Raw genomic sequence first — 16,769 nt, 5'->3', positions numbered from 1 at the left:
ATGCTTGTAAACCGAGTAGTAATATAGGAAAAGTGATACTTCACACCTTTAAGGAAAGGCTTTTATGTACGAGCGCGTACTAATCATTGATGATTCACAAGAAATTCGCGATTTTTTATGCGAATATATTTTGCAGCCAAAAGGGTTTGAAGTTTTACAAGCCTCCAACGGACTAATGGGGCTGGAAATGGCCATTGCCAAGGAGCCAGACCTGATGATTGTGGATCAACAAATGCCTCGGTTAACGGGCTTGGAGGTGTTGGAGAAGCTGCGTGAGCGTGGGGTAGAAATTCCCGCAATCCTGGCAACGGCGCACGGCTCTGAAGAAACGGCCGTTGCTGCCTTCCGCCTAGGCATTCGAGATTACGTCATTAAGCCGTTTGATGCAGATGAAATTAGCGACTCTGTGGATCGCGCTTTGCGAGAAAGCCGTCTGCAACGGGAACGTGATCAGCTTGTGCAGCAGCTTATGGAGAGCAATTCTCAGCTTCAGCGGCGCGCCCAGGAACTGAACGTGCTGTATGGCGTGGGCAAATCAGTCGCTTCCTCGCTAGATTTGGAGGAAGTGCTGCATCGCGTGGTAGAAGCGGCCGTTTACGTGGTGGGGGCAGAAGAAGGTTCTCTGATGCTGCTAGATGAAGAGCAGGACGAGCTGTACATTCGCGCCTCAAAAAACCTGGACTCCAAAGCGCAATCCATGCGCAAGCGCGTAAACGATAGCCTTGCCGGTAAAGTGCTGCAAACCAAACGTGCTATTGCCATTGGCAATGATTCACAGTGGAAACGAACCCATACTGCACTGCTGGTGAAATCACTTATTTACGTGCCGCTTATCCTCCAAAACAAGCCAATTGGCGTTTTGGGTGTTACCAACCGACTTAAAGAGACCTCATTCGATAGCAACGATACACGGGCACTCTCGGCGTTAGGTGGCTACGCAACCATTGCCATCAACAATGCTAACATTTACACAGACATTGAGCAGCAGCGCGTGACGCTTTCAGTGGTAGTAGATCAAATTGACGATCCAGTTTTGGTAGTTGACCATGAGGATAAGCTGTTGCTGTTGAACAAGGCGGCCCGTGAAGCGTTTGATTTGCCTGAGGCGAAAGTGGTTGGTCATCCTATCAATAAGCTGCTAAAAAATGAAGCGGCTGTCGAATTTATTTTGCAGGACACTGAGGAAAACATGCAGACAACTGCGGAAATTGAGGGAGCAGACGGCCGTACTTACCAAGCACGTCTGACCCTCATTGAAGGGGGCAGCCGCTCAATTTTACTGACGGCCACCGAATAGACTGCGTTAGGCTGGCTTCATTCCCAACCAGAAATGATGCGGCAAGATAGCCGCTTGTGGCTGCACACTGACCTTCCCCACTCGTTTTTCTTCTGACAACACTTTTTTATTTACGAGGCACAGTTCCGGCATACGGCCGTACTTCTCCCGATAATAATCCACTGCCCGATTAACCTTCTCATCCAGGCTCCGATTCCGATCGTCATCTAGCCACAACATGCCCACATTCATCTTAATTCTCCAAACTGTTGTCTAAAAACGTCGTTTCACTGGTTTCCGATGGCTCACTATTTACTTCCGGTGGCTTTTCAGGCCAATCTTCATCCCGTTGCCAGGCATAATCATTTGCTGCTTCGTCATTGCCAGCTTCCAAAGACAGGGGTTGCGCCAGCAGCGGCTGCGGGCGGTTGCGGTGAATGGTTTCCAGCGTCAAATGCAAATCATAGTTGCCAATAAACGCTGCCTGAAAATGAACCTGGCTACCGTCGGCCACTGCCAGAAAATCGCCCTCACCTAGCAAAGAGTGTGCCTCGGCCCCCACAACGGCCGTTCCCGCCAATGATTCCGCCTCATCCCGAACTGCACCAACCAGACGTAACGGCAAATTCGCTCGCATTACGTTACTCAGCCATTCGGCCGTTGGCTGGCTAGTTGCCAGCACCAGATGGATACCTGCTTCTGCACCCCGCTGTAGCAGTTCCGCTAACGCGGCCTGCAAGTCAGTTGGTGAAGCTGGAAATAATGCTTCCACATTGTCAATCAGCGTCACGATGGTAGGTAGCAACGTTTGGTGCTTTAGGCGATGATGCATCTCATCTACTAATATTTGCAACGTTCGCAACGCTTCAGTTGGCTCTACGATGACCTGACTCAGCAGGTGGGGCAAATACATAAGGGGAGCCAGCTCATCCGCTGGTCCGCCAGGCCGTTCGGGATCAATAACAAGCAGTTGGAGTTTTGATTGGCGGTTTGTCATGGCGAGTGAAACCGCCATTGTGCGCAACATTGCTGTCTTTCCGGCCCCGTCAACGCCAACCAACAGCGCATGGGTAATGTCTGGATCGGCAAAGGGTAGCAAGAGTGGGGCACCTTCTTCATCAATACCAAGAACGGCCGTACTTTCTGGTAAATCTGGCAACAGAGGCAATAAATCGAGCAAAGCAACTGGCGGTTCATGCGGCCGTACAATATCTAACCGCCACTGCCCTACTTCGTCTTTGACCAACGAAACGTCAGACACTCCCAACACAGAGAGCAAATCGCGCTTTAAGCCACGCAGCCGATGCAATCCAGACTCCAGGTGGGACTGCAAATCGAACCGGATGGATTGCGTCTGCACTTGCCCCCCAGCAACACGCGTGGGGACCTGGTGCGTGGAAAAGACACGCTCTATCTGGCGCGACTGGAGTTCCAATTGATGTCTCAGCCGCTCTTCTTTATTCATTTTTTGCCAGGCTTCTTTTTCGCTCATAATCATTCCCAACGCACAAAAAGCACATTTGTTCTAATTATTGGTAAAAAAAATGGACGGCGGAAAACGGCCGTCCATCTACTATCAAAGGTCGTGGCTACGCAGTCTGCCGTAGCACCATCATCACTTTGCCCTGCACTTGCACATTTTCGCGGTCAACGAAAATAGGGTCCATCGTTGGATTGGCAGGCTGCAAGCGCACCTGATTGCCTTCTTGATAATAATATTTCAAGGTCGTGGTGTCATCGCTTAGCCACACAGCCACCATGTCGCCATTCCGCACATCGTACTCGGGACGCATAATGACAATATCACCATCATTAACCATCGCGTCAATCATGGAGTCACCGCTGACGCGCAGAGCAAACAAATCGTCCTTTCGCCCTGAAATCATGCTGCTGCTTAGCTCAATGGCATCTTCATCATCATATGCAGAAAAATCCCCATTGCCAACTTCAATGGGAGAACCAGCTACAATGTCGCCCACTAAAGGCACCCGAAGCAGATTAGAAACGGCCGTATTAACCCGCTCCACCACTTTACCTATGGCTTCAACGGCTTGCCCGGTGGTTTCGGCCACCTTCTCAGTCAAACGCAAACCGCGAGATACGTCCGCATCTCGCTCTAATAGACCACGTTCTTTTAGCTTGGTCAGGTTGTAATTTACAACAGAAGTGGAGCTAATATTGACTGCACCACCAATCTCTCGAATCGTGGGAGGACGTCCAAACTCGGCAACATATTGTTGAATGTAAGCTAAAATGTTTTTTTGGCGTTCAGATAATGCTTTCTTGGCCATTGTGCTTTTCTCCTAATACGACATGCCGCGATACCACCGAATCTGATAAACTACTTTGGAGAACTGTAGTTTGCACATATTATGACAATCGCTCATTTGTTCTGAGGCGAAGTATACACGAACACCTGTTCGGTGTCAAGCCAATTTTTGACCCGTTTCATCTGGTACATTTTTTTAAGGAACTCCTATGAATTTTGAAAACTTCCAATTCCCTAGCAGACGCTCCAACATCATTACGCACAACGGATTAGTGGCTACAAGTCAGCCATTGGCTGCTCAGGCGGGTCTGGATGTGCTGAAAGCAGGCGGCAATGCCCTTGATGCTGCCATTGCAACTGTCGCGACACTTTGCGTGGTGGAACCATGCTCTACTGGTATTGGCGGCGATGCCTTTGCTTTGATTTGGCAAGCAGACGAGCAAAAATTGTATGGGCTAAATGCCAGCGGCCCTGCCCCTCAAGCTCTCACGGCCAACTTGGTGTGCAGCCAGGGGCATGAACAGTTTCCGGCGATTGGGGGGCTGGCAGTTACGGTGCCGGGCAGTTTGCGCGGCTGGGAGCTGGCATTGGAGCGATTTGGCAGTTTAGGATTGGATACCTTATTGCAACGTGCCATCACCTACGCAGAGGGTGGTTTTCCAGTGAGCCAGCGCATTGCCCGCGCCTGGAAAAATTCCACAGAAAAGATGAACCGATTGCCTGATTCCAAGCGCGTCTGGTTGCCAAACGGCCGTTCCCCACGCGCCGCCGAACTGTTCCAAAATCCAGAATTTGCGCGCACCTTGCAAACCATCGCCGAAAATGGCGTAGATGCATTTTACCGTGGGGATATTGGCCGCCAAATTGCAGAGGCAGTACAAGCTGATGGCGGTGTGCTAACGCAGGATGATTTGATCAGCTATCAGGCAGAGTGGGTGGAACCGATCAGCGTAGCCTATGGCGATGGATATGCTTTCCACGAAATTCCGCCAAATGGGCAGGGATTGACAGCTTTACTGGCACTGAACATTGCCAAACAGTTCGATTTACCCGTACTGGGCTACGGCACGGCCGATTATTACCACGCTCTCATCGAAGCCATGAAGCTGGCCTTTGCCGACGCCCACGCTTACATTGGCGATCCACGCCAGGCTGAACTGCCGATTGAGGCTTTGCTAAGCGACAGCTACACGCGCAGCCGCACGGGACTCATCCAGCCAGACAACACCCTGCAACCCATGCCCGGCTCGCCCCAAACGCATGGCGACACGGTGTACCTAACGGTGGCCGACGGCCGTGGCAACATGGTGAGCTGGATTCAAAGTTTATACATGGGGTTTGGCAGCGGCATCACGGCCGGGAACACGGGTGTGCAGCTACAAAACCGGGGAGCCAACTTCAGCTTGGAACCAGGCCATCCAAATGAAGCTGCCCCGAGCAAACGGCCGTATCACACCATCATCCCCGGCTTCATCACTAAAGATGGGCAGGCATGGAGCAGCTTTGGGGTGATGGGTGGCTTTATGCAGCCTCAGGGGCATTTGCAGGTAGGGTTGAACCTGGTTGAATTCGGCATGGATCCGCAAACAGCACTAGACGCTCCCCGCTTTAACTGGCTGAAAGATAAACAAGTTGCTCTGGAAACGGCCGTTTCCGACGACATCCGCCAAGTTTTACAGCAGCGAGGACATGATTTATGGGAAAAAGGAAAGCCATTGCATTACGGTGGCGGGCAGGTTATTGTTCGTCATCCTGAAAACGGTGTACTCATTGGCGGCAGCGAACCAAGAAACGACGGAACGGCCGTTGGCTACTAGCCCATTCGCCAATCCCACATTTAATTTGCGAATGGGCATATTCCCTTGCAAACCTGCCATCTCGTACTATAATTCCCATCCGATTCGGAGAGGTCGCATAGTGGCTTAGTGCGCACGCTTGGAAAGCGTGTATACCGGAAGGTATCGCGGGTTCGAATCCCGCCCTCTCCGCCACACATGGCGCAGCCAATTGCTGCGCTTTTTTCTTGCCCATGCCACACTAGACAAATGGTACACTGGTACTATTCCAACGATCCTGCTTTGCCACAGGCCATTCCAACCATTACAATAGACCTACCGAGTAGCGCAAATTAGGCAAGCCACAGAAAGGTCTTTGAAACCAAAGGTCAATTGCTCTGTGGTTTGCTCAAGCCCAAGCGGAAGAAATGGCTTTACTGGTTTTCAAAATCATTCCCGCTTTTACCCAGATTACAATGCTGCCTATAATCAGCTCGCACACATGAACGCATACCAAGCTAACCTTTACCTCCCCCTCCTTGCCGCAGGTTTTTACCTGGTATTGCTCATCTTGCCCCAAATTCGCCGCCAGCCAGAGAAGAACCAGACCCGCTGGCTAATCGTAACGCTCATTCTTTCTATTGGCTGGGAATTTGCCCTCTTTTTTGCCAGCAGCGTGCCCATTGCCAACTTTCCGAACATCGTCCTGCTCATAGCAATTTGCGCCCTGGCGGCCACAACGTGTGCCTTTTTAGATTGGCAACCTGCCAAACGGTATTTGTTTTTGGGCAGCGTTGCTGTGCTAACGACCGTTCTCATCAACCTGCTGGCCCCCAACCACCGCTTCTTTCTGCCAGACGGCCGTATCGTTGTCACCACCAATGGCACATTCGCTTTTTACCTGGCATGGGGTGGTCTGGCAGGCGGACTGCTCCTGGCGACCTGGCGCGAATACCGCCGCACCAGTTTCCCCTGGCACGCCAACCGGCTACTTTACTGGTTTTCCGTTCTGGCTACGCTTTTTTTAGGCGAATTCATTCAATTTTTTGATCAGCTCATTTTTCTCATCGTTGGGCAAGTCTTGCGCTTTATAGGGATGGCAGGATTAGCTTATGGCGTTGCCTCTTTCCGCATTTTTGATGTGCGTGCCCGCACCCAGCGCGGCATTGCGTTTATCATCATTAACACCCTGTCGGCCCTGCCGCTGATTCTTTCTGTCATCATCGTTTTCCAGTTTGGCTCGGCACTGAATCAAGGTAACAACATTCTTACCTCCATTCTCATCGCTCTAGTCATCACCCTCGGCTTCTTCCTGTACCAGCCATTCCGGCGCCAAGTTGGGCGGTGGGTGTACCGCTACCTGCGTGGCGAGGGCGTTAATGCCGGGCAAGTTGTACGTAATTACAGCCAGGACATTTCGCGGACGCTGGATGTGCAGCAAATTTCGCTACTCATCGTAGGCACGTTGAGTGAGCTGCTAGAAACCAACCGAGGCGCACTGATGCTGGTTACGCAGCTAGAAGATGGTTATGAGGTAGAACCTGTGCCGGCGATGGGAATTGTGCCGCACTATCCCATTCGCTTTGCCCAGGATGATCTATTTATTAACGCCCTCGTCAACCAACATCAACCATTGCTGCAATACGAGCTTGACTTTAATCCGGCGTTCGGTGAGCTGAGTGAGCAGGAACGGAATTGGTTAAAAGAGCTGACGATGGAAGTGTATGTTCCCGTCAGCAGCGGTACCGATATTGTTGGCCTGATTGGGGTGGGGCCTAAAAGTTCGGCCGTTCCTTACCAGCCAAATGAACTGGAGTTGATGCAAACGCTAGCGGATCAAACGGTTGTTGCTTTGCAAAACGCCCGGCTCTTTAGTGAAATTAATGACCAAAATGAACATATTCGGTACCTGAATATTGATTTGGTTGAGCAAAACGAGAAGCTGGAAATTATGGATCGGGTGAAGTCAGACTTTATCACCATTGCTTCTCATGAACTGCGAACACCGCTCACCCAAGTAAAAGGATACGCTGATATTTTGTCGGCAATGAACGAGGAAAATGCGCTCACGCGGGAGCAAACGCGCGAGATTGTGGGACACATCAACCGCGCCACTTTGCAGCTAGAGCGGCTCATCACGGCCATGCTGGATGCCAGCCAGCTAGATGTGGACGGGATGCAGCTTACCTTCGTTAAAACCCAGCTCGATACGGTGCTTCGCCTGGCCGTGGAGCCGCTCATTCAGGCAATGCGTGAACGGCGAATTCACCTGGATATCGATGGCATTGATGAGCTGCCACCCATTTATGCAGATTTTAAGCGGCTGGTTCAGGCATTTACCAATTTGCTGGGCAACGCAGTGAAATACACGCCAGACGATGGCAACATTTTTGTGAAGGCGGCCGTTGTGCCAGGGCAAAGTTTTGAGGATGAGTTCCTGGAAATTGTGGTTCGGGACACGGGTATTGGCATTGATCCCCAGTTTCACTCATTGATTTTTGAGAAATTCTTCCGCATTGGCGATCCGCAACTACATTCTACGGGTAATACGAAGTTCAAAGGGGCTGGACCAGGCCTCGGTTTGCCCATTGCCAAAGGTGTGATTGAAGCGCACGGCGGCCGTATTTGGGTTGAGTCTGAAGCAGAAGATGAGGAGCAGTTACCGGGAACCAGCTTCAACATTGTGCTGCCGGTTCGTCCTGCTGGCTCTGAGGATGTGGTGGATGGCGAAACGGCCGTTCGCCCTGCCTATCTCATCGGTTAAATTTCGAGTTTGTTGTAGGAGGCCATTATGCCAACTGAGTCACGCAAAAACGCGCTCATACTTTCCGGGGGTGGTGGTCGAGGTGCTTATCACGTAGGTGTTATGCGCTTCTTGGAGGAACACGAATGGTTCCCCAACATCGTAGCTGGCACCTCCATTGGGGCGGTTAATGGAGCTGCACTCGCTTCTGGGCACACATCTCGCTCGCTGTGGGCACTGTGGCAGCGGCTCACCACCGATGATGTGCAAAAGACCCGTTGGAACCTGCTGGAAGGTAACTATCTGCTGGATACTTCCCCTTTACGGACCACCCTGCAAGAACACGGCTGGGTTGATTTTGAGCGGATCAATTCGGAAGAAGCGGCCGTTCACCTGCGCGTCACAGCCACAGAAATTAATAGCGGGCAGCTACACGTTTTTGGCAATAGCGACGACGTCTACCCCAGCAAAATGCGCCGCGAAACCATTGAACTCAACCACATCATTGCTAGCTGTTCTATCCCCATTGTTTACCCGGCAACCCAGCTAAACGATACGCTTTACTGGGATGGTGCCACCGTGGCCAACACCCCGCTCGGTCCCGCCATCGACGCTGGTGCAGAGGAAATTGTCGTCGTGATTATGACCCCCTGGGAAGATGGTGCAGATAATAGCCCCACACTGCCAACACCCAACAATATCCTGACGGCCGCCAGCACCATGCTGGAATGGGCCTTGCTGGCCTCTTTCCAATCTGACTTGAAACTGTTTCGACGCATCAACGAATTAGTACGGCTTCAGGTAGAAAATGCCCGGCTGCAAGCCACCAATCGGCTGCTGATGAGCCAGCTACGTGGCGAAGAGGTCATATTGGAAGACAAAGATGGAAACGGCATCCCCGACATTCTGGAAGAAAAATACCATGCCTTGCCCAACCCAATCATCGTTGCGCCCCAAAAAGCAATTCCAGTGGATCGCATCATTCGTTACACCCGTGATGGGCATGACGAACTGTTCCAGATGGGGTATGAAGACGCCAGACGCGCCTGGAAGGCGGCGGGCAAAGCTGTGGAAGGCGAGAGCTAAATAGGAGATTGGAGATTAGAGATTGGAGATTCGCTCAATCTCTAATCTCCTTTGCGATATAAGAAGGAGCACAACGGTATGCTGACAGACAATCCCAAACGGGCACTGGTACTTTCCGGGGGCGGCGGTCGCGGTGCGTACCATGTGGGCGTTCTGCGCTTTTTAGAAGAGCACGAATGGTATCCAGATGTGGTCGTGGGTACTTCAATCGGCGCGGTGAATGGGGCAGCCCTTGCCTCTGGCCATACGGCCAATTCGCTGTGGGCCTTGTGGCGCAAGTTGCGAACCAAGCATGTGCAAAAACCAAACTGGAATCCGTTTTCGGCCGTTTCGCTGCTAGACACCTCTCCGTTGAAAGAGACGCTCCTGAACGAGGGCTGGGTTGATTTTGAGCGCATCAATGATCCGGAAAAAACGGCCGTTCACCTACGTATCACCGCCACAGAAATCTCAACTGGTCTGCTGCACATCTTTAGCAACAGCCTGAACGACAAAACCGAGATTACCGTTGAGCATATTTTGTCTAGCTGCTCCATCCCGCTTATTTATCCCCACACCCATTTAGGCGCAACCAAATATTGGGACGGAGCCGTGGTCGCCAACACGCCACTCAGCGCCGCCATTGCCACGGGAGCCGAAGAGATCATCGTGGTTATCATGACCCCAATCAAGCAAACTGGTGACGATAGTTCCCTGCCAACGCTGCCCACCAACCTGCCCACAAACCTGTATGAAGCCGCCAGCATGACCCTGGAATGGGCACTGCTAGCTTCGTTCCAGGCAGATATGAAGATGTTTAGTCTGATCAACAGCCTGGCCGAAATTCGGGATGAATTGGACAAAATTCAGGCGGATTATCCAGACGTTGTGGATCAATACATGCAGGATATGAACAACTTTGTGGGAGCGAACGTCAAACATGATTACAAGAAGCTGAAATACCCAACCATTGTTTGCCCAAAAGATTTTATTCCAGTGGAGCAAATTGTGAGCTACACCCAAAAGTGGCACGAAAAACTGTACAAGATGGGCTACGATGATGCGCGGGCAGCCTGGGAGCGGGAAGGGTATCCGGTTGAATAAAGTCGCTTATTCACTCAAAGAGACAATGTTAACCAGCCGCCCGGCTACGATGGCTGATTTTGATTTTCTTTATGCGCTGCACAAAGCTGCCATGAAGGAATCTGTTGCCCGAATGTGGGGTTGGGATGAAGCATGGCAGCAAAATTATTTTCGTGAAAAATTTGATCCCTCAAAAAGAGAGATTTTTCAGTGGAAAGGTGAAGATGTTGGCACACTCTCTGTTATAGAAACGGAAGATGAGTTGTATTTGGGGCTGATCGCTTTTCTACCTCAATATCAAGGACGCAGTTGGGGAACGGCCGTACTCCAACAACTCATCCACCAAGCAGAGCGGGCTAGCAAAATATTCACGCTGCATGTACTAAAAACAAATCCCGAAGCGCAAAAGCTATACGAACGCCTAGGCTTACAAATTGTTGCCGAAGAAGAGTTCAAGTACAAAATGCAATTTGCATCCCAGCCCACTCCTGATTAAACTAACTACAGATTTTACATAATCAAGAAATCTGGAAATTATGCTCCCCAATTGGCAGGTTCAAGAACTCATCCAGCTCGTCCGACAACGTTACCCGGATTGGAAGGATTTTGCCCACCCGGATTTCATGGCTGACGAAATTTCTTATAAGCAGGCCACCATCGCCAAGGCGCAAAATTGGCTGAGCCAGGATGCGTTGGACCAACTGCTGGCTGAGGGAAATCACGACACTTTTCTGGAGCGGCTCAACAAGTTAGCACAAGATAACAATTTACTGTGGCGGTCGGTGCCCTCTTCAGGGGATACGGCCGTCCTCAACCATCCCGATCTTGACAAACCCGCCTTCTGCACCCAACTACGCAACCTGCTCTACGGCGACCGCCCCACGCCCGACCGCCTGCAAACCTTTTCTGACTACTTGAGTGCCAGCGATCTGCCCAACAAGTGGCCGCTGCCCACCTACTTTTTATTCATTTGCCATCCGCAAACAGAAATGTTGGTGAAGCCACGCACCGCCCGCTGGTTCCTCAAATTCATTCAGCCGGATGATGAAAGCCATCCCCCAATTCCCCAAACCAAGCTGTTGATCACACTGAAGCCATCTGCCAGCAGCTATGCCTTGATTTTGCAGCAAACCAACTTGCTATACGAAGCATTGCGTGATCATGGCGCGCGCGACATGGTGGATGTGCAAAGCCTCATCTGGGTGTGCGAGCAGATCAGCAAGCACCAAACAGGGAGGCTATCTGACAAAGGGCAAATCGAGCTAGGTGTGCCGGAATCGCTGACAACCAGCCCGATTCGGTATGCTCCTGCAATGGAAACGGCCGTTCTCCACGACCCTACCCCCGACTATCAACCCCGAACCGAGCCGTACTCCCTAGAACAATGCGCCAGCGACACCGGCCTGCCCCAAGACGACCTCAACCGCTGGCTGCGAGCCATTGAGCGCAAAGGACAGGCCATTTTGTTCGGGCCACCCGGCACCGGCAAAACGTTTTTGGCACAAAAACTGGCGCAGCACCTCACCCAGGGGCAGGATGGCTTTTGGGAAATGGTGCAATTTCATCCAGCCTACGCTTATGAAGATTTTGTGCAGGGGATACGGCCGTTTACCGACGACGATGGCAATCTCCACTACAGCCTTGTCCCTGGCCGCTTTTTAGAATTTTGCCAACGCGCCAGCCAGCACGACGGCATCTGCGTGTTGGTTATTGATGAAATAAACCGGGCCAACTTAGCGGCCGTATTTGGCGAATTGATGCTGCTGCTAGAGTACCGTGACGCCTCGATTCCCTTGGCCAGCGGCGGCAGCTTCCACATTCCGGCCAACGTGCGAATCATCGGCACGATGAACACCGCTGACCGCTCCATCGCCCTGGTAGACCACGCCCTGCGCCGCCGCTTTGCCTTCATCCACCTGCCGCCCAACTACGACGTTCTGCGCCACTTCCACGCCAGCACCGGGTACGATGCCGAGCCGCTCATCCGGCTGCTGCAACGCCTCAACCGCCAAATTGCCGATCCGCACTACTTCGTGGGCATCACCTTCTTCCTGGAACAAAACCTCGCCAAACAACTCCCCGACATCTGGCAGCTAGAAATCGAACCGTACTTAGAAGAATATTTCTTCGACCAGTCCGATCAAATCACAACCTTCCGCTGGGCCAAAATCGCCAAACAACTCATCCCGTAGCCGCACATTCTTTGTGCGCCAAATTAACGCGGAAAGAATCCGCGGCTACGTCCCCAATATTCCAAAATCTGTGTGATCTGTGGCTAAGCCCTACCCAAACAGTTTGGCAAAGAAACCACGCACCCCGCGAGACGGCCGTTTCCCCACCAAAACCCCCGTTTGCCCATTCACCAGCAAATCAAACGTCTCGTCATCTACTTTGTAATGCACCAGCCAAATCGGTACCAAAGCCAGCTTAAACGACTCCACCACCAGCCCCAGCGACCCCAACCTGAGATTCCGCACATCCTCCAGCGTAAACTTGTGCGGATTGCGGCGCAGCTGTTGCAGCACCTGCTTCCGCGCCTGCAAAGACGCATCTGCCAGTGGAATCGTGTGCCGCTCGGCAGGCCAGTCGGCCAAAAAGCGGCTGTCATACGCCTGCAAACCATCCATATCGAAGCCGTCGAACGCTTTTGCCAAATCGCCACTGAGCTTTTTACTAGCAGGCACACGCACATCGTCACTAAACGCCAGATGATTGCCAGAGATGGGCACCCAGTTGTCCCCCTTCTTCACCTGGCCACCCCAACGAATTTCGCCCCCCACGTCAAATGTCCACAGCGGCAAGTATATGCCTACGATGGGCGAAAGCTGCGGCCGTTCCACCCCACCCCCCTGCAACCAACCCCGAATCGCCTTTTCTGCCTGCTCGTGCGAAATGCGGAAGGGAATGACAGCATGGGGCGGCATCATGTCGTGGGCAGCGGCCGTTTCCGTCACGTAAGTAGAATCACAGTAAGGGCAGGTCATCGAGATGGCTTCGGGGGCGAGGACAAAGTCCACGGCACAACCGTTGCATTGAAAGGTGCGCATCTGCACCGGTGCCAGATGCCCCTTCGCCTGCGCCAACGCCGTCGTGAACTCCTGCTCAAACGCGCCCTCACCAAAATTAGCCACAGAGTTCACAGAGGGCTTTGAGATTGAACTCAATTTTTCTAGGCTCTCTTTGTCCTCCGTGGCGCTAATTGTTTGTTCAAAGCCGCAGAAGCCGCAGCGTAACGTTTTACCGTCGGCCAAAAATTGCAGCTTGCCCGCACATTGTGGGCAGTTAAACTGCTCTGCGGCCGTTTGCTCTGGTTCCTCGCTGACAGTTTGGCTGATTTTATTGGGATCAACCACATCTTTGGCTTGCAGACGGCCGTCTAGCAAAGCCAACCCCCGCCGCGCCACACCATGTGTGGGATCAAACGCCAGCACCTGCTCCAGGCAGTTGCGCTTGTGCGCTGGCTCCTCGTACACCTCGCTCAGCCAGAGCCACGCCTGCGCCTGCTGCTTTTCGCTGGAATCGGTGCGCAGCACCCAGCTCAGATAATGAAACGCTTCATCCTTGTTCCCCGCTTTGGTGGCAGCCACACCTTGCCGCAGCAGTTCACGCACGCCAGCTGTACGCACGCTGGCAAAACCGCTTTCCTCAGTGGAAAATTGCTGGAGGTGCATCAGCTCTTGCGGCGATTCCCGCTGGCGCACGACGCTAATTTGGTGGTTGCATCGTTCACATTGGCGAAAACGGCCGTCTGCGGAAAAGATGAGTCGCCCACCACATGCTGGACATTGATTTTGAGAAGTAGAAGAATCGTTCATGCTTTTAGTGTAAAAGCATGGATTTACAAAGTCACTTACACCAAAGTCATGGTAAGCGTTTGCATACAACCAATGAGCCAGCCCCATCGCAAACTTGCCCCTCGCCCACTCGCGCAGTTATGGTAAAATGTCATTAATTCCTCAGCAAAAAGAGAAAAAGCGACTTCAAAAACCATGACGCAAAATCCAGGCAGGCAAGACAAAGTATTGGCCGTTGTGAACCGCAAAGGTGGCGTAGCAAAAACAACCACCGCTATCAATCTGGCACACGGCCTCTCGCGTAAGCTTATGCGGCGCGTCGCCCCCAAAGATTTAGACCAAATTAGCGATCCTAGCAATCTGTTTCAATATCAAGACACACATTACTATTTGCTAGGTCACGTGCTGCTCATTGATTTTGATCCGCAGGGGCATTGTGCGCGCGGTTTAGGCATCGACACCGGCAAGGCAGACATCGGCGATGTACTGCTAGAACAACGCCACATCACCGAAGCTGTCGTCTCTGCTGACCGTACCGACGAAGGATTTCCCCGTCCTAATTTATGGATTTTGCCAGCGTCAGACAATTTGGAACATGCCAAAGATATTTTACGCGCCCAGGCATTTGCCATGCCCAGCACCAAAAATTATGGCATTGTGCGGATTTTAGAAGAGCGATTGCAGGTTGCCCTGGAGCGATTTGTCTACATCGTGCTGGATTGCCCCCCGGCGCTGGACACTTTTACCCAAGCAGTTTATCAGTTTGCCGACTCTGCCATTGTGCCCGTAAAGCCAGACTATTTTTCGATGGCTGGCACAGGGCAGCATATCAGCTCAATTTTTGAAGCCCAAACGCGGGGCATCGACATTCGCATTCACACCATCGTGCCCACGCTTAACGTGGCGCGACAAAAGCTGGATCAGAGAATGGTGGATGAGCTGCGCGAGATGCACGGGGACAAGGTGAGCCAACCCATTCCGCGCAGCCAGGCAGTGGCTGAGGCACCTGCCTTCCAACAAACTATTTTTGAGTACGATACGCGCTTTTTGAACCCAGCAACGGTAGCTTATCAAGCATTGGTAGACAGAGTGTATTATGGCTAAGAAGAAAACGAGCAAAGCAGCCCCACAAGACAATGTAGCAGACCCTCTAAGCAGTGTAGAAACGTTTGATCCTAAAAAAGTGGAGGCAGAAACGGCCGCACACGCTCAAAACAAGCCCGTCTCCCCTCTTGGCCCCCCACAAGTTGTCTCCACCCCTTCTCAGTTCACCATGCCGGTACCCGTTCCAGTGAATCAACCCAGCGAAGATGTGGCCGCCTTGAAAGCAGAAATCCGCGCCCTGGAAAAACGAAATATTGAACTAGAAACGGCCGTTACCCAACACAAAGCCACCATCGAAGAACTCAAAGCAGAGCGAGAGGTGCGGTTAAAATTGGAACGAGAAATCGCAGGCATGGAAGTGGAAATTCGCCAGGTGCGCCACGCTACTGCCGCCCTGGAAGAAGAGCGACAAGCCCGCGTCGCGCTGGAGCGCAAGCTGGCCTCGCTAGAAGTCATTGCTGAACGCACCCAGGAAGCCACCGCCCAACTGGCAGAAGAACGCCAAATGCGCGTTCAGCTTGAGCGCGAAAAAGCGACCCTGGATGTGCAGGTGCAAAGTCTGCAAAAGCTAGACACGCTGCTGGCGGAAGAACGCCAAGCCCGGATGAATGCCCAATCCCGCGCCTCTTCTGCCGAAGCGCGGCTAGCACGGCTGGAAGGGGAAATTCAGCAAGGTGGTGGCGAAAGCGGCCGTTCCTTCATGGATCGCCTCCGCGGCCGATCGTGAAATGTTGCCACAGAGGGCACAGAGATTTAAGAGGTTTTTTTCTGTGGCTAATAAACCTCTGGCCGACGGTCGGCAAAGACGGGGATTTTGGCGCGAACCGCATCTACCTGGGCAATGTCAATCACGGCCGTTCCCAACATCTCCCCCTCACCTAATTCCAACACAATCTCCCCCCACGGATCCAAAATGCAAGAGTGACCAAAAAAGTCTGTGTCTTTGCTGCGGCCAACCCGGTTGCAGGCTACCACAAACATTTGGTTTTCAATGGCACGAGCACGGAGCAAAGTGCGCCAATGAGCCAAACGCGGATGCGGCCACTCGGCTGGCACAAAGACAAGCTGCGCCCCGGCTAGCGCATAGTGCCGAAACAGTTCCGGGAAGCGCAAATCATAACAAATGGTTAGCCCGGCTTTGCCCCACTCAGTTTCTATCAGCGTTGAATCTTCACCAGCCGTCAAAAATTGTTCCTCTTGCATCAGCCGGAACAGATGCAGCTTGCTGTACTCGCCCAGGGAACGGCCGTTTGCATCAAAATAAACGGCCGTGTTGCCAAATCTCCCCTCACCCAACAAAGATAAACAGGACCCTAAAATGGCGATTTGGTGCGTCTTGGCCAGTGCCGCTACCTGAGCAAACAGGCCTGCATCCGTGAGCGTGGCGTAGCTGGCCGCATTCTCCAAATCATAGCCCGTTGACCACAGCTCTGGGAAAACAACCAGATCGGAGCCTCGCCGGGCAGCTTCGGCCGTCATCGCCTGCACCGTGTGCCAGTTGGCCATGGGATCACCCAGTTTTACATCCATTTGCCCCAAAGAGATTGTCAGTTTCATAACGGCCGTATCCTCCAATTAAACAAATCTAATATTTTCGTTATAATACGCATATTCGGGAAAGGTCAAAATAGTCGTTCGCAAATTTTACTTCCCAAGCAGG

Annotated in this window: 14 protein-coding genes and 1 tRNA gene; 10 read left to right on the top strand and 5 right to left on the bottom strand. The window is 52.3% G+C overall.

Annotation, left to right across the window (positions count from 1 at the left end; all coding sequences use genetic code 11):
• The first annotated feature begins 64 nt into the window (after window positions 1–64).
• The gene (locus tag ACOQPU_RS23515; RefSeq protein WP_420642269.1) at window positions 65–1,297 is read left to right on the top strand and encodes a response regulator; all 1,233 of its coding nucleotides are present in this window, start codon (window positions 65–67) and stop codon (window positions 1,295–1,297) included.
• A 6-nt stretch (window positions 1,298–1,303) separates the two neighbouring features.
• On the opposite strand, the gene ACOQPU_RS23510 is transcribed toward ACOQPU_RS23515, so the two are convergent.
• The 3 genes from ACOQPU_RS23510 to lexA form a co-directional block, all read right to left on the bottom strand.
• A complete protein-coding gene (locus ACOQPU_RS23510; RefSeq protein WP_420642268.1) occupies window positions 1,304–1,528 on the bottom strand; it encodes a hypothetical protein in 225 nt (74 codons plus the stop codon).
• A 1-nt stretch (window position 1,529) separates the two neighbouring features.
• On the bottom strand, window positions 1,530–2,768 hold the full coding sequence (locus tag ACOQPU_RS23505) for an FtsK/SpoIIIE domain-containing protein (RefSeq protein ID WP_420642267.1): 1,239 nt from the start codon (window positions 2,766–2,768) through the stop codon (window positions 1,530–1,532).
• A gap of 97 nt (window positions 2,769–2,865) precedes the next feature.
• A complete protein-coding gene (gene lexA, locus ACOQPU_RS23500; RefSeq protein WP_420642266.1) occupies window positions 2,866–3,567 on the bottom strand; it encodes a transcriptional repressor LexA in 702 nt (233 codons plus the stop codon).
• Between the two features lie 187 nt (window positions 3,568–3,754).
• Between lexA and ggt the strand changes: the two genes are divergently transcribed.
• The 7 genes from ggt (at window position 3,755) to ACOQPU_RS23465 (ending at window position 12,403) form a co-directional block, all read left to right on the top strand.
• Complete coding sequence (gene ggt / locus ACOQPU_RS23495) at window positions 3,755–5,362, top strand: gamma-glutamyltransferase (protein ID WP_420642265.1); 1,608 nt, start codon at window positions 3,755–3,757, stop codon at window positions 5,360–5,362.
• Window positions 5,363–5,448: 86 nt separating this feature from the next.
• Window positions 5,449–5,536: transfer RNA gene (locus tag ACOQPU_RS23490), tRNA-Ser, on the top strand.
• A gap of 286 nt (window positions 5,537–5,822) precedes the next feature.
• Window positions 5,823–8,084, top strand: coding sequence for a GAF domain-containing sensor histidine kinase (locus ACOQPU_RS23485; RefSeq protein WP_420642264.1), 2,262 nt, complete (start codon window positions 5,823–5,825; stop codon window positions 8,082–8,084).
• A gap of 27 nt (window positions 8,085–8,111) precedes the next feature.
• Window positions 8,112–9,149 (top strand): patatin-like phospholipase family protein, encoded by a 1,038-nt coding sequence (locus ACOQPU_RS23480; protein ID WP_420642263.1) that lies wholly within the window; start codon window positions 8,112–8,114, stop codon window positions 9,147–9,149.
• 78 nt (window positions 9,150–9,227) lie between these two features.
• Window positions 9,228–10,232, top strand: coding sequence for a patatin-like phospholipase family protein (locus ACOQPU_RS23475; protein ID WP_420642262.1), 1,005 nt, complete (start codon window positions 9,228–9,230; stop codon window positions 10,230–10,232).
• On the top strand, window positions 10,225–10,707 hold the full coding sequence (locus ACOQPU_RS23470; protein ID WP_420642261.1) for a GNAT family N-acetyltransferase: 483 nt from the start codon (window positions 10,225–10,227) through the stop codon (window positions 10,705–10,707). Before ACOQPU_RS23475 ends, ACOQPU_RS23470 begins: the two co-directional genes overlap by 8 nt.
• A gap of 40 nt (window positions 10,708–10,747) precedes the next feature.
• Entirely contained in the window at window positions 10,748–12,403 is a 1,656-nt protein-coding gene (locus tag ACOQPU_RS23465) for an McrB family protein (RefSeq protein WP_420642260.1), read from the top strand.
• Window positions 12,404–12,493: 90 nt separating this feature from the next.
• Here ACOQPU_RS23465 and ACOQPU_RS23460 read toward each other — a convergent pair whose 3' ends face one another.
• Window positions 12,494–14,026 carry a TFIIB-type zinc finger domain-containing protein gene (locus tag ACOQPU_RS23460; RefSeq protein WP_420642259.1) on the bottom strand — a complete coding sequence of 511 codons (1,533 nt, stop codon included), beginning with the start codon at window positions 14,024–14,026 and terminating at the stop codon, window positions 12,494–12,496.
• Window positions 14,027–14,200: 174 nt separating this feature from the next.
• Between ACOQPU_RS23460 and ACOQPU_RS23455 the strand changes: the two genes are divergently transcribed.
• Complete coding sequence (locus tag ACOQPU_RS23455) at window positions 14,201–15,109, top strand: ParA family protein (protein ID WP_420642258.1); 909 nt, start codon at window positions 14,201–14,203, stop codon at window positions 15,107–15,109.
• Window positions 15,102–15,836, top strand: a complete 735-nt coding sequence (locus ACOQPU_RS23450) for a hypothetical protein (RefSeq protein WP_420642257.1) — start codon at window positions 15,102–15,104, stop codon at window positions 15,834–15,836. The genes ACOQPU_RS23455 and ACOQPU_RS23450 overlap by 8 nt, the downstream gene beginning before the upstream one ends.
• A gap of 47 nt (window positions 15,837–15,883) precedes the next feature.
• Here the strand turns inward: ACOQPU_RS23450 and ACOQPU_RS23445 are convergent, their stop codons facing one another.
• Window positions 15,884–16,666: a carbon-nitrogen family hydrolase gene (locus ACOQPU_RS23445; protein ID WP_420642256.1), complete on the bottom strand. Its 783-nt coding sequence runs from the start codon at window positions 16,664–16,666 to the stop codon at window positions 15,884–15,886.
• Window positions 16,667–16,769 lie beyond the last annotated feature (103 nt).

The organism is Candidatus Leptofilum sp. (assembly GCF_965223285.1).
Lineage (GTDB): Bacteria > Chloroflexota > Anaerolineae > Promineifilales > Promineifilaceae > Leptofilum.
Note: the sequence above shows the minus strand (reverse complement) of the source record. Positions and strands in the feature narration are given on the sequence as shown.

Coding starts and splice junctions, on each gene's coding strand:
- ACOQPU_RS23465 (WP_420642260.1), top strand. CDS start 10,748: ATGCTCCCCAATTGGCAGGTTCAAGAACTCATCCAGCTCGTCCGACAA.
- ACOQPU_RS23450 (WP_420642257.1), top strand. CDS start 15,102: ATGGCTAAGAAGAAAACGAGCAAAGCAGCCCCACAAGACAATGTAGCA.
- ACOQPU_RS23505 (WP_420642267.1), bottom strand. CDS start 2,768: ATGAGCGAAAAAGAAGCCTGGCAAAAAATGAATAAAGAAGAGCGGCTG.
- ACOQPU_RS23460 (WP_420642259.1), bottom strand. CDS start 14,026: ATGAACGATTCTTCTACTTCTCAAAATCAATGTCCAGCATGTGGTGGG.
- ACOQPU_RS23480 (WP_420642263.1), top strand. CDS start 8,112: ATGCCAACTGAGTCACGCAAAAACGCGCTCATACTTTCCGGGGGTGGT.
- ACOQPU_RS23485 (WP_420642264.1), top strand. CDS start 5,823: ATGAACGCATACCAAGCTAACCTTTACCTCCCCCTCCTTGCCGCAGGT.
- ACOQPU_RS23455 (WP_420642258.1), top strand. CDS start 14,201: ATGACGCAAAATCCAGGCAGGCAAGACAAAGTATTGGCCGTTGTGAAC.
- ggt (WP_420642265.1), top strand. CDS start 3,755: ATGAATTTTGAAAACTTCCAATTCCCTAGCAGACGCTCCAACATCATT.
- ACOQPU_RS23515 (WP_420642269.1), top strand. CDS start 65: ATGTACGAGCGCGTACTAATCATTGATGATTCACAAGAAATTCGCGAT.
- lexA (WP_420642266.1), bottom strand. CDS start 3,567: ATGGCCAAGAAAGCATTATCTGAACGCCAAAAAAACATTTTAGCTTAC.
- ACOQPU_RS23445 (WP_420642256.1), bottom strand. CDS start 16,666: ATGAAACTGACAATCTCTTTGGGGCAAATGGATGTAAAACTGGGTGAT.
- ACOQPU_RS23510 (WP_420642268.1), bottom strand. CDS start 1,528: ATGAATGTGGGCATGTTGTGGCTAGATGACGATCGGAATCGGAGCCTG.
- ACOQPU_RS23475 (WP_420642262.1), top strand. CDS start 9,228: ATGCTGACAGACAATCCCAAACGGGCACTGGTACTTTCCGGGGGCGGC.